The organism is Streptococcus sp. HF-1907 (genome assembly GCF_015594605.1).
GTDB lineage: Bacteria > Bacillota > Bacilli > Lactobacillales > Streptococcaceae > Streptococcus.
Window position 1 is genome coordinate 14,655 of sequence record NZ_JADNQT010000008.1, and the last position, 11,998, is coordinate 26,652.

The 11,998-nt window shown below is 39.8% G+C and carries 12 protein-coding genes and 3 pseudogenes; 5 read left to right on the plus strand and 10 right to left on the minus strand.

Annotated elements, in window-relative coordinates; genetic code table 11:
• Complete coding sequence (gene vicK / locus IYQ92_RS05670; protein ID WP_195675761.1) at positions 1-1,350, minus strand: cell wall metabolism sensor histidine kinase VicK; 1,350 nt, start codon at positions 1,348-1,350, stop codon at positions 1-3.
• The gene (gene yycF / locus IYQ92_RS05675) at positions 1,343-2,053 is read right to left on the minus strand and encodes a response regulator YycF (protein WP_195675762.1); all 711 of its coding nucleotides are present in this window, start codon (positions 2,051-2,053) and stop codon (positions 1,343-1,345) included. The genes vicK and yycF overlap by 8 nt, the downstream gene beginning before the upstream one ends.
• Before the next feature lie 425 nt (positions 2,054-2,478).
• Between yycF and IYQ92_RS05680 the strand changes: the two genes are divergently transcribed.
• From IYQ92_RS05680 to IYQ92_RS05700, 5 genes are all read left to right on the plus strand, one after another.
• Complete coding sequence (locus IYQ92_RS05680) at positions 2,479-3,249, plus strand: amino acid ABC transporter ATP-binding protein (RefSeq protein ID WP_195675763.1); 771 nt, start codon at positions 2,479-2,481, stop codon at positions 3,247-3,249.
• Between the two features lie 15 nt (positions 3,250-3,264).
• Positions 3,265-4,068: a transporter substrate-binding domain-containing protein gene (locus tag IYQ92_RS05685; protein WP_195675764.1), complete on the plus strand. Its 804-nt coding sequence runs from the start codon at positions 3,265-3,267 to the stop codon at positions 4,066-4,068.
• A 17-nt stretch (positions 4,069-4,085) separates the two neighbouring features.
• Positions 4,086-4,793 (plus strand): amino acid ABC transporter permease, encoded by a 708-nt coding sequence (locus tag IYQ92_RS05690; RefSeq protein WP_195675765.1) that lies wholly within the window; start codon positions 4,086-4,088, stop codon positions 4,791-4,793.
• A gap of 15 nt (positions 4,794-4,808) precedes the next feature.
• Positions 4,809-5,456, plus strand: a complete 648-nt coding sequence (locus IYQ92_RS05695; RefSeq protein ID WP_195675766.1) for an amino acid ABC transporter permease — start codon at positions 4,809-4,811, stop codon at positions 5,454-5,456.
• Positions 5,457-5,935: 479 nt separating this feature from the next.
• Positions 5,936-6,673 carry a transporter substrate-binding domain-containing protein gene (locus IYQ92_RS05700; RefSeq protein ID WP_229311328.1) on the plus strand — a complete coding sequence of 246 codons (738 nt, stop codon included), beginning with the start codon at positions 5,936-5,938 and terminating at the stop codon, positions 6,671-6,673.
• Positions 6,674-6,710: 37 nt separating this feature from the next.
• On the opposite strand, the gene IYQ92_RS05705 is transcribed toward IYQ92_RS05700, so the two are convergent.
• The 8 genes and pseudogenes from IYQ92_RS05705 to IYQ92_RS10290 all read right to left on the minus strand — a co-directional run bounded on the left by IYQ92_RS05705 (position 6,711) and on the right by IYQ92_RS10290 (position 11,995).
• Positions 6,711-7,736: a DUF3114 domain-containing protein gene (locus IYQ92_RS05705; RefSeq protein ID WP_195675768.1), complete on the minus strand. Its 1,026-nt coding sequence runs from the start codon at positions 7,734-7,736 to the stop codon at positions 6,711-6,713.
• 57 nt (positions 7,737-7,793) lie between these two features.
• Positions 7,794-8,144, minus strand: a pseudogene (locus IYQ92_RS05715) (DUF2500 domain-containing protein).
• A gap of 107 nt (positions 8,145-8,251) precedes the next feature.
• Positions 8,252-9,113 (minus strand): annotated as a pseudogene (locus tag IYQ92_RS05720) (aldo/keto reductase).
• Positions 9,114-9,189: 76 nt separating this feature from the next.
• Positions 9,190-9,979 (minus strand): annotated as a pseudogene (locus tag IYQ92_RS05725) (ABC transporter permease); the annotation flags it as partial.
• A 223-nt stretch (positions 9,980-10,202) separates the two neighbouring features.
• Complete coding sequence (locus IYQ92_RS05730) at positions 10,203-10,598, minus strand: DUF3021 domain-containing protein (RefSeq protein WP_195675770.1); 396 nt, start codon at positions 10,596-10,598, stop codon at positions 10,203-10,205.
• A gap of 11 nt (positions 10,599-10,609) precedes the next feature.
• Positions 10,610-11,065, minus strand: coding sequence for a LytTR family DNA-binding domain-containing protein (locus IYQ92_RS05735; RefSeq protein WP_195675771.1), 456 nt, complete (start codon positions 11,063-11,065; stop codon positions 10,610-10,612).
• 23 nt (positions 11,066-11,088) lie between these two features.
• Positions 11,089-11,556, minus strand: coding sequence for an ABC transporter permease (locus tag IYQ92_RS10285; RefSeq protein WP_229311324.1), 468 nt, complete (start codon positions 11,554-11,556; stop codon positions 11,089-11,091).
• Complete coding sequence (locus tag IYQ92_RS10290) at positions 11,528-11,995, minus strand: hypothetical protein (protein ID WP_229311325.1); 468 nt, start codon at positions 11,993-11,995, stop codon at positions 11,528-11,530. The genes IYQ92_RS10285 and IYQ92_RS10290 overlap by 29 nt, the downstream gene beginning before the upstream one ends.
• Between the last annotated feature and the right edge of the window lie 3 nt (positions 11,996-11,998).

Consider the following 11,998-nt stretch of genomic DNA (forward strand, 5'->3'; position numbering starts at 1 on the left):
TTATTCTTCGTCATCCTCCCATTCATCATAGACAACAGCCTCTTTATCATAAGGCAAGACAATGGTAAATGTTGACCCCTTGCCATAGTCGCTCTTAGCCCAAATGAAGCCTTTGTGCTGTTTGACAATCTCCTTAGCGATAGCTAGACCAAGTCCCGTACCACCTTGAGCACGGCTACGCGCCTTATCAACGCGATAAAAACGGTCAAAAATCAACGGTAAATCCTTTTTAGGAATTCCCAGACCTTCATCAGAGATAGAAATAATCAGCTGCGCTTCTGTCGTTCGCATGCTAACCGTAATACGACCACCGTCTGGCGAATATTTGATAGCATTGTTTAGAATATTATCCAAAACCTGCGTCATCTTATCCGTATCAATTTCCATCCAAATGGAACTCAACGGATAGTCACGAATGATTTCATAACTCTTACCTGCCGTTGTCTGCTGATTTTTAATCTGATCAAAACGGTTGAGAATAGAGGTCATGAAAGCAGTGAAATTAGTCATTTCGATATCCAAGCGCGTCACCTGATTATCAATCCGAGAAAGAGCAAGCAAATCCGAAATCATTCGCATCATGCGGTTGGTTTCATCCAAAGATACCTTGATAAAACTTGGTGCCACGTCCTCTTTGAGAGCACCTTCATCTAAGGCCTCTAAGTAGGATTTTACCGAGGTCAATGGCGTACGCAGCTCATGGCTAACATTGGATACGAAGAGACGACGTTCCCGTTCTTCCTTCTCCTGCTCAGTCGTATCATGAGCTACCGCAACCAAACCAGAAATAAAGCCAGACTCCCGACGATTGAGGGCAAATCGGATACGCAACGTAACAAATTCACCATTCTCATCACGACGATTGATAACCACCTCGGGCGTCTTTGCCAGCAAATCATTGAAGGTATAGGGATTATCTTTCCCCAGAATATCAACAATATTCAAACCCAGAGCCTTATCACGTTCTAAGTTGAACTGGCGCTGAGCCATCTCATTAATCATGGTAATCTTACCGGTACGGTCTGTCGCAAACACCCCATCTGTCATGTAAGTCAAGATATTTGCCAAACGATTTTTCTCCTGAGCAAGATTTTCATGTGCCAAGCGAAAAACTTCCGATAAATCATTTAAATGATTACTCAAATCCACCAAATCCGAATCACCCTGAATAGTCAGAGCATCCGAATAATTCCCCGAAATGAGCTCTCTGACCTTATTATTAAGCGCCCGAATGTTCTCTGCCATCCGAAAATCACGAATAGCTAAATAAACAAAGTAGACTGCCACAAAGGCTAATAGAAATAGCAGAGCTAGTTCAAAGGTGTGTAAATTTCCAAAAATATTACTCATAAGACTTCATGTAGTAACCGACACCACGACGTGTCAAGATGTACTCAGGACGTCCTGGTGTGTCCTCAATTTTTTCACGGAGACGACGAATAGTGACATCAACCGTCCGCACATCACCGAAATAATCATATCCCCAAACCGTTTCAAGTAAATGCTCACGCGTCATCACTTGTCCCATATGGCTAGCAAGGTGGTGAAGCAGTTCAAATTCACGGTGAGTCAATTCAATCTCTTCCCCACGTTTTTTAGCGATGAAGGCATCTGGCAAAATTTGAAGCTCACCGATGCTAATATCTGATGAAGTATTTTGGGCACTTTCTTCTGCAACAGCTGTTTCAATATTTTCCGTACGACGAAGGTGAGCTTTGACACGCGCTAGCAACTCACGATTAGAAAAAGGCTTAGTCACATAGTCATCAGCTCCAATTTCAAGACCGATAACCTTGTCAAATTCGCTATCTTTGGCAGACAACATAATAATCGGAATATGGCTAGTCTTACGGACTTCCTTAGCCACCTCAAGCCCATCAAGTTCTGGCAACATCAAATCCAAGATAATCAAATCTGGATTTTCTTCCTCAAACTTGGAAATAGCTTCGCGACCATCAAAAGCAGTCACTGTCTCATAACCCTCTTTGGTCAAATTAAATTTAATAATATCCGAAATCGGTTTTTCATCATCTACAATAAGAATTTTTTTCATGGAATATACCTCGTAGGTCTTTCTAAACAGAGCAACAAGCATTCTGTCACATCGCAGTCTCCCTAGCAAAAGTCAGAAGACGTCCTTTATATTATATCAAAAACAGGGATATAAGTTAACTATCAGACCATTTCAATTGCGCAACAAGTCTGTAAAAGACTTTTTATGAAAACACTGACTTCACTCATAATTAGATTACTTTTCTCAGAATATCAGCCAAATATAAATTGTCAGAACCTTTACAAAAAAATATTTTGCTGATTTTATATAGCGTTTCCAACCCTTATGACATCTGATGGAAGTAATTATTGGGGACTATTTAAAATTGTCAGAAAATATTGACTTTAAGTTTTTTTTATGATAGAATATCTCTATCTTACGATACTTATGTTAGAAAACCTAACAAAGATTCCTTAGGAGGACTTATGGCACTCATTGAATACAAAAATGTCGATAAATATTACGGCAACTATCACGCACTAAGAAACATCAACCTTGAAATCGAAGAAGGTCAAGTTGTTGTTTTGCTTGGACCATCTGGTTCTGGTAAATCAACCCTCATCCGTACCATGAATGCACTTGAATCTATCAAAACTGGTAGTTTGAAAGTCAATGGACACGAGTTGGCTAACGCTAGCGCTAAAGACCTCGTTCAACTTCGTAAAGAAGTCGGCATGGTCTTCCAACACTTCAACCTTTATCCGCATAAAACTGTCCTTGAAAATATCACCTTAGCCCCAACCAAAGTTTTGGGACAATCTCAAGCTGAGGCTGAAAAAATCGCTGAGAAATATTTGACTTACGTTAATATGTGGGACCGTAAAGATTCTTACCCAGGTATGCTATCAGGTGGTCAAAAACAACGTATAGCCATCGCCCGTGGTCTTGCCATGCAACCAAAACTATTGCTCTTCGATGAACCAACATCAGCCCTTGACCCAGAAACTATCGGTGACGTTCTTGCAGTTATGCAAAATCTTGCCAAAGAAGGGATGAACATGGTTGTCGTTACCCACGAAATGGGCTTTGCTCGTGAAGTAGCTGACCGTATCATCTTCATGGCTGAGGGTCAAATCCTTGTCGACACTACAGATGTTCAAGGATTCTTCGACAACCCAACTGAACCACGCGCTAAACAATTCCTCAGCAAGATTATCAATCACACCAGTGAAAAAGTCAAAGTTGACGGGGAATAAAAGGTGGTCTATTCGATGAAGAAAAAATCACTACTCAGTATGCTAGCTTTAGCCACAGTAGTTGTTACCCTATCGGTAGCTTCTGTGGCTAAAGCTGATACGATTCCCGCCCAGGTTCAAAAAATCAAAGATGCTGGTGTTCTCAAGGTCGGTGTTAAACAGGATGTCCCTAACTTCGGTTACTACAGCGCTCAATCAAGGACTTACGAAGGTATGGAAATTGACATCGCTCGTAAAATCGCTAAAGCTATGAAAGTTAAAGTTGACTTTACAGCCGTCACTCCCCAAACACGTGAAGCCATGATGGATAACGGACAGCTAGACATCGTCATTGCGACCTACTCTATCACACCTGAACGCCAGGCTTCTTATAGTTTCACCGACCCATACTATGTCGATGAACTAGGATTTTTGGTCAATAAAGCCAAAGGCTATTCTTCTATTAAAGACCTAAATGACAAAACCATCGGTGTCAGCCAAGGGTCAACCGCCAAAGCTGCACTGGAAGAATATGCGTCAGCCCACAACCTAACATTCCACTATTCTCAACTTGGGTCATATCCTGAACTAGCTATCTCACTCTATGCCAACCGAATTGACGGATTCCTTGGAGATAAGTCAATCCTCAGTGGCTATCGTAGTTCAAAAACAGTCCTTCTTTCAGACGGTTTCAATACACAAACTTATGGGATTGCCACTAAGAAAACCAACATGCAAGTCACATCCTATATCAACAAGTTACTTGCCAAATGGAAAACAGATGGTAGCCTCAACAAAATCTATGCTAAATACGATTTGACGCCGGCTGAAAGCAACTAATACGAAGGGAGATTCACATGTTACTTGCTGCTACTGCAACTGTTAGTCCCTTTGCCTTATCTCGCTGGGCAGCATTCTTTGCTAACTTCGGCGACTTCGCAAAAGGATTTCTATACACCTTGGGCATGTCAATTGGTGCCCTCATCCTCTCACTCATTCTCGGTATCATTTTTGGAGCCATGAGTTCATCACGTAATAAAACACTGAAAGCAATCGCTCGTGTTTATGTTGAACTTTTCCAAAATACGCCACTCTTGGTACAATTCGTGGTCGTTTATTATGGTCTAGCCATTTTAACAAACGGTGTTATTATGATTAACGCTTTCTTTACTGCCATTCTCTGTGTCGGTATTTACCACGGTGCTTATATCGCTGAAGTTATCCGTTCAGGGATTGAAGCTATTCCGAAAGGTCAAACAGAAGCTGCACTTTCTCAAGGCTTTACATACAGCCAAACTATGAGCTTGATTATCTTGCCGCAGGCTGTTCGTACTATCCTTCCTCCGATGACCAACCAAGTCGTTTCTTTAATTAAGAATACATCAACCGTTGCTATCATCTCAGGTGCTGACATCATGTTTGTCGCAAAAGCCTGGGCTTACGATACCACAAATTATATCCCAGCCTTTGCTGGTGCTGCTGTTCTCTACTTCATCATGTGCTTCCCACTTGCAACTTGGGCACGTCGTAAAGAAGAAGACAACAAAAAAGCCTACTCAGCATAGAAGGGAGCTCAATTTATGTCAGTTTTAACACCAACTAATATCAGCTTTATCTTTCAAGGCTTGCTTCTAACGCTCTACATTTCTTTCATTTCAATCGTATTATCTACCATCATCGGGACAGTTCTTGCTGTTATGCGTAATGGAAAAAATGCAGTGCTCCGCTTCATTGCTAGTGTTTATATCGAGTTTGTCCGTAATGTGCCAAACTTACTCTGGATTTTCATCATTTTCTTGGTATTCCAAATGAAATCTACTCCAGCTGGTATCACCGCTTTCACAGTCTTTACCTCAGCTGCGCTAGCCGAAATTATCCGCGGAGGGTTAAACGGAATTGATAAAGGGCAAACAGAAGCCGGTCTTTCTCAAGGATTTACCAGCTTCCAGATTTTCACCATCATCATCTTCCCACAAGCCATCCGTAAAATGTTGCCAGCCATCATTTCACAATTCGTAACAGTTATCAAGGATACCTCTCTCTTGTATTCTGTTATCGCCATTCAAGAACTCTTTGGTAAGAGTCAAATCTTGATGGGACAATATTACCAAGCCAGCCAAGTCTTTACGCTATACGCTTTAATTGCTGCAATCTACTTCGTGATTAACTTCGCAATTTCAAGCTTCTCACGTCGTTTAGCCAAGAAATGGGAACAGGCTGCAGAATAAAAAATGCTCTTCGGAGCTTTTTTATTAGTCTATGTTTAATTTTGAATTTTCTGATAATATTGCCTTTATTGTTTTTTTGTGGTATACTCAGTATACTTAGTATATTCATGTTAGATTTTATAACAATATTATTTTAGGAAGGACGGTAACGATGACAGTTATTTTAGATTCATTGATAACCAACTCTCAGATTATTGCTCCTAAATTCCTTAGACAAAATAGAGTTTTATTTGCTTGTCTAGGCTATAAATCATTTCATTCATTAGTCTCTCGACAGCCTCGCGCTATGAGAACCAGTTTAGAACAGGTTGACCCCCTACTCGGTCATCTTGTAAGACCATGTTCTATTAACTTCTTTTAGAGCCGTTTATCTGATATTTCTTGTTAGATAATATCCCAATGTCAAGGAGACTTCTATGAAAAAATACTATATTTTAATCACCAACCTGTTAACCTTTCTAGCTCTGCTATTGACCACAATGACTACCGCTCAAGCGGCCAGCAAAGACCCTTTGCAAGCCATCAAGAATCGTGGCGTGCTAAATGTCGGAGTTAAGCAGGACGTTCCAAACTTTGGTTACTACAGTGCTAAAACTGGGACCTACGAGGGAATGGAGATTGATGTCGCTCGTAAATTGGCTAAATCACTCGGTGTTAAAGTCAACTTTGTTCCTGTAACGACGCAGACGCGCGAACCGTTGATGGATAATGGTCAAATTGACCTTCTCATTGCCACCTATACCATCACCCCTGAACGCCAGGCTAATTACAGCATTTCAGACCCCTACTATTATGATGAAACTGGCTTCCTAGTTCGCAAGGATAGTGGCATCAAGAGCATGAAGGACCTGAATAATAAAGTTATCGGTGTCTCTCAGGGTGCAACTACCAAAGCCAATCTTACTGCCTACGCTTCAGAAAATAAGCAAAATTATCGCTTTGTTCAATTAGGAAGTTTCCCTGAACTCGCGGTTTCACTCTACGCCAAACGCATCGACGCCTTCTCTGTAGATAAATCTATCCTGTCTGGTTATGTTAGCGACAAAACAGTCATCCTCAAAGATGGTTTCAATATTCAAAGCTATGGTATTGCCACTAAAAAATCAAACACAAAAATTACCGATTATGTGAATCAAAAGCTAGCTACTTGGACTAAAGATGGTAGCTTAACTAAGATTTACAAGAAATTCAATTTAACGCCTGCTAAGGCAGAATAGAAAAAAGCTTGAAATCATTCTGCGATTTCAAGCTTTTTTACAATAATTTTTTGAAAGCCTTGAGTTCACGGTCAACAGCTTGTTTACGGCTGTATTTTCCCTGAGCGTAGAGCCCTTTTTTGTTGAAATAGCTGAGCGGATCACTTGCTACTCTTCTGAGCAGATGACATTTGCCTCTATCATTAGTTGGTGAGCGGTAGCCTTTAACCTGTAACTTACGGAATGTGGGGTCATGAGGACCAACAGGCTTAACATCTAGCTGGTGGTGGCGGATATCATTGTGACTGGCATAATTAAAACTCGCACCATTGATAATACCGTTTTCGGTGACTTTTTCAGCATCCACTTCATTAAGAAAATTTCCTTGATTATCAAGGATAAACTCTGTGTGGAAGCTTAGGAGAATTTTGATATTGACTGAAAAATGACCATCTGGATAAGCGACGCTAGAGCCATCTAAAAGGACTTTATTGTGTAGTCTAGCGGATTCCTTGAGCGTGTAAGTCCTAGATGGCTTCCAAAATTCCCACCATTTTTTATTGTTCTTTAAAAAATGCGCTAGCGCTTCTCGGTCAGTCATGCCTGACTTTTTATAACTTTCTCTGATGTACTGTGCCTGCTGACTGGAAATGACATAACGGAGCTGATGAACATTTTTAGCTAAGTCTTCTCTCTGACTCAATTCATTTTTTGGAAAAATATCGTTGACAGCCTGGGCTAGTTCTGACCAGAATGGGTTGTCAGGCGCTAAATCCTCAGAAAAACGACTGACCAATTCTTGATTTTCAGGAAGTGTTCCTGATAAATCATCAGGCAAATTGGCTATGCTTAGCAAAAGTTTCAGGGCTTTTTGATAGTCTCTGTTTTCAAAATAAATTCGCCAGAAAAAGAGAAAAGCCTCTGAGCCGATAGCAACCGCAGGAGAGATTTCTCTTGTTACAAGCGCTAGCAACTGCCTATCTGACACACCGAGCTCTCGCCAAGCAAGCATCTTCCTAGCCCACTGATAGCGCTCTGCTATACCCTTTTGAGAAAACGGAAATCGCTTTTGATTGTACCACATATGGTCTCCTTACTCTTTCATTATAAAGAAAATGCCGTGACTTTACCAGCCACGGTCTTAATGTCTATCAAATGAGATGAAACGACTACCTTGATAGGTCAGCTGTCCTTTATCGTCTTCTCTCAGCATTCCATAGTCTGAACTTTTGACTCGGAATTCTTACCGATTGCCATCAGAAAATTGGGCAGTTACATAATAAGTCGTTGAGGTGTGACTGCTAAAAACGTGTGTTCCTGTCATATCACCAGCCACAGGGCTAGAAATCGTTGAGGTCTGAAGGTGTTTCCCTACAATTTCAATCTCAGCTGACAGACGAGGGCTATTTTGATTATGCAACCACTCCATCAAAGCCTGTCCGATTTTAACTGCCATTATCAGCAGAACTAAACCAAAGACGACTGTAAACAACCATTGAGGAAACTAAATCATGACCATCAACTCTCTTCGATTTTATTGTATCATAAGGCGCTTAAAAAGCCTATCATTTTCATAATAGGCCTTCTAAATCTAACATTTTATTTGCCACTAAAGACTGGGAAAACAGATGCTTGACCGTAATCGATACTGTCTATGGCTTTCAGGGTTTCCATGTCTGCATCAGTAATCGTGAAATCAAGTTCTGCATTTGACGCCATATGGTCTGGATTAGCAGTTTTTGGAAGGACAACAGTGTTCAGCTGCATATCATACTCGATGCAAAGTTGAGGAAGGCTGACGCCGTATTTTTCAGCCATAGCTTGGATGGCTGGGTGACCGATAATGGCTCCGTGAGCAATTGGTGAGTAAGCTTCAACGACTATATCATGTTGCTGACAGAAATCAATCAATTCAAAAGGCGTATTTCCGATATGGCAGAGCAATTGGTTGACGGCTGGTTTGACCTCGCCATTATTGAGAATATTTTCTAGGTCCACAACTTCAAAGTTTGACACACCGATAGCCTTAATCTTACCAGCTTGATAAAAGTCTTCTAGCGCACGCCATGCTTCCAAATTGCCTTCAAAATAATGCTCTCCATCTCGGAAATTTGCCCAAGGCTTGTGGGGCATGGATAATCATGAGGTCAATGTAATCGATATTCAATTTAGCCAGCGAACCTTCGATGGCAGCACGAGCAGAGTCGTAGTCTTTGTGAGCTGCACTCAATTTTGTGGTGACAAACAGCTCTTCACGCACCACGCCAGAAGTGCGAATGCCTTCACCAACGCCAGCCTCATTAAAGTAATCTTGGGCAGTATCAATATGACGATAGCCCAGCTTGATAGCTTGACGAACTGCTTCTGCCACCTTATCATCTGCAATTTTCCAAGTCCCCAAGCCAAGCTTAGGAATACGATTGCCGTTGTTCACTGTCAATGTTTGTTCAAAAATAGTCATTTCTTTACCTCTTTACTTTTTGCGATTAGGACATTCAACTCATAGAGCCGGTCCTGTGCTATGTGTAGTTTTTTTAGACAATGGCTTGTGCTCCCAACCAAGAAATCATCAAAATACAAGCGTAAGTTGCCAACTGCATGGCTGGTGAATTGAGGATAACAACATTGATGGCACGCATGAACATGCTAAAATACGACCTGATTCCTTTTGGAATTTCTTGGTTTCATCAGCTTCCTTAACGTAGGATTTAATGACGCGCATGTTGGTGATATTTTCCTGAACGCTGGAATTAAGCCCATCGTAAGCCTTAAAAACCTCTTGGAAACGTGGAAAAACAATCTTAATCACTAAGAATAAAATCATTACCAAAAAAATGGAAACATAGATAAAAATTTGTGCAATCCCTGCATTGATGTAAAAAGCAGCGATAATGGCAAATAAAAAGTTAAGCGGTGCCCGCACACAGATACGGATAATCATTTGGTAGGAGTTTTGGATGTTAGTCACATCCGTCATCATCCGCGTCACCAAACTGCCAGATGAAAATTGGTCGATATTGGCAAATGAAAAACTTTGAATCTTTTTGAAAAGGGCTGTGCGGACATTCTTAGCAAAACCAGCTGACACATAAGCAGCATAACGAGCAGACGCCTGACCAAAAGCCAGCGAAATAAAAGCCGACACCAGCATCAAACCACCATAAAAGAAGATGGCTTGCAGGTCCCCTTTGTTCACCCCCTATCAATAATAAAGACCATAACAAAGGGAATCAAAATTTCAAACATGACTTCTCCGACCATAAATAAGGATGCCAAAATCGAAGGACGTTTGAACTCCTTGATTTCAGCCATTAAACGACGATACATAAATCCTCCATTCTTAATGACAAAAGAAAAGATAAGCTCTTCATCCGAAGCCTTATCTTTCCACCTCTAGAAACGTTGATGAAAAAATCATACAACTCTTATCTGTAAACTCACCTTACGTTATACCACTTTTTATCATTTCTAGTAAGAAAAATTTAGATAGATAAGTATCAAAAATCGCTTGAAATCAGTATAGTGAATAGGATTTCAAGCGATTAATTGTCTATTTTTTTAACTGACGTCTTTCTTGTAGTTTCTGATTGATTTTAGAAATTCGTTGATGAATCATATACCTGACGAACAACCAAATAAGACCATATATGACTGCAAATCGACAAATAGCAATCAAAGGATTACCAACTATCCAATCATTAAAATGGTACATCGCATAAATTATCCCCATCACTACAATGAAATGAATGAGCAATTTCCTCTGCAAAGGGGCATCCATCCAATCAAATAAGATATAAGAAATAATCCCAATAATGCCACTAAAAATGGCAACGCTAAATACATTAGCCAATGATAGAGTACCCACGTGGCTACTAGCAAGTAACAAACAAGAAATCAAATCACCAATCCCAACGCCAACGATAAAACTATTTATTAGTTTTTTCATGCACTTCACCTCTACAATCCTAATCTTACCGATAAATTTTTCAGATATTTTCGACTAACACTAACTTTTAACTGATTGGTTAAAAATGCTGTCATAGACCCAGAGAAACCATCTTCTAAATAATCTAAGTGATTAATGTTGATAACAGCATGTTTTGAAACTTGAACGAAATCAGGATTATTTAAACGCTCTGAGAAGCGATAAAGTCGCTCTGTTATTTTAAAATTTCCATTAATTGTTTCTAAAATCAATTGGCTGTCATTAACATCAATTAAAATAATATCAGCGACCTTCAATAGTTGAATACGATCAATTGCTTTAATAGGAATTAGTTTGGGCGAATCTTGCTGATACATTTCTAAGTAATCTAATAGGTTCTGTGCTTCTTGGGTCAGTGATTGACCTTTAACCACCACCTCTATTTCATCACTCTTTAATAACTTATCCTCTTCAAATGAATATTTCACCTGCCGCCTCCTTCTCTATTATCTTATGACAATTTACGAACTTTGGCAAGCTGACCAATATATGTGAAAAATAATGAAACTAAAGTTACTATTATGATAAGAATAATACTTTCCTTAGCATCAATCAGACGGCTCCATTTTATACCAATTCCCAAATATTCCCTAATTCCAAGTGATAAGCCTTCTAGTTGATCATGTGTTAGTATTTGACGATAAATCGCTGCTACATAAGCTCCTGGAAATAACTTAACTAAATTTTGTGCATAAGATGGTAGAGCACCTATTGGCATATAGACACCTACCAAGAAACCCGAAGCCGTTCCAATAATAGTAGATAAACGACTAACTACATCAACAGATTTTACCCTTTGTACAATAAGTCCTCCCAAGCTAGCCCCCAAAAAAGATGATAAAATCATGATTAGACAAAGTTGTGGAAACTTATCAAAAGCTACAACTAACTTATCTTGCCAATAAAAGTAAACAGACATGATAGACCAAGAGCTGGCGCAAGCTATCTAGCTTAACTAACTTATCTTGCCAATAAAAGTAAACAGACATGATAGCAAACATGATAACTTGCATTAGAACTCCAACAATAGAAGCACTTAACAGATAAGACAAGTTCAATTTAAAGCGAGATAGATCAGTCAACAAAAAATCATCAATTTTATGACTTTCTTTATCTTTGACCATACGTCCCATACCAGTCCAAGTTGTAGTAATACTAGTAACTGCTAAAGTACCCCCAATCACCCAATTGTCTAAGATAAGCTTATAATCAGCAACTTTTGACCAATCTTCCTGCATATTTTTTTGAAGAAATACTAAATAGAGAGCAAAGGCAATCCAGGCCCCCATTAAAGAAAAGAAAACCGTTATCTTTCGGTGAAAATAAAGCTGTATATGGCGTTTCGTTATTGAAAACATAGA

Coding starts and splice junctions, on each gene's coding strand:
- vicK (WP_195675761.1), bottom strand. CDS start 1,350: ATGAGTAATATTTTTGGAAATTTACACACCTTTGAACTAGCTCTGCTA.
- yycF (WP_195675762.1), bottom strand. CDS start 2,053: ATGAAAAAAATTCTTATTGTAGATGATGAAAAACCGATTTCGGATATT.
- IYQ92_RS05680 (WP_195675763.1), top strand. CDS start 2,479: ATGGCACTCATTGAATACAAAAATGTCGATAAATATTACGGCAACTAT.
- IYQ92_RS05685 (WP_195675764.1), top strand. CDS start 3,265: ATGAAGAAAAAATCACTACTCAGTATGCTAGCTTTAGCCACAGTAGTT.
- IYQ92_RS05690 (WP_195675765.1), top strand. CDS start 4,086: ATGTTACTTGCTGCTACTGCAACTGTTAGTCCCTTTGCCTTATCTCGC.
- IYQ92_RS05695 (WP_195675766.1), top strand. CDS start 4,809: ATGTCAGTTTTAACACCAACTAATATCAGCTTTATCTTTCAAGGCTTG.
- IYQ92_RS05700 (WP_229311328.1), top strand. CDS start 5,936: ATGACTACCGCTCAAGCGGCCAGCAAAGACCCTTTGCAAGCCATCAAG.
- IYQ92_RS05705 (WP_195675768.1), bottom strand. CDS start 7,736: ATGTGGTACAATCAAAAGCGATTTCCGTTTTCTCAAAAGGGTATAGCA.
- IYQ92_RS05730 (WP_195675770.1), bottom strand. CDS start 10,598: ATGAAAAAACTAATAAATAGTTTTATCGTTGGCGTTGGGATTGGTGAT.
- IYQ92_RS10285 (WP_229311324.1), bottom strand. CDS start 11,556: ATGTCTGTTTACTTTTATTGGCAAGATAAGTTAGTTGTAGCTTTTGAT.
- IYQ92_RS10290 (WP_229311325.1), bottom strand. CDS start 11,995: ATGTTTTCAATAACGAAACGCCATATACAGCTTTATTTTCACCGAAAG.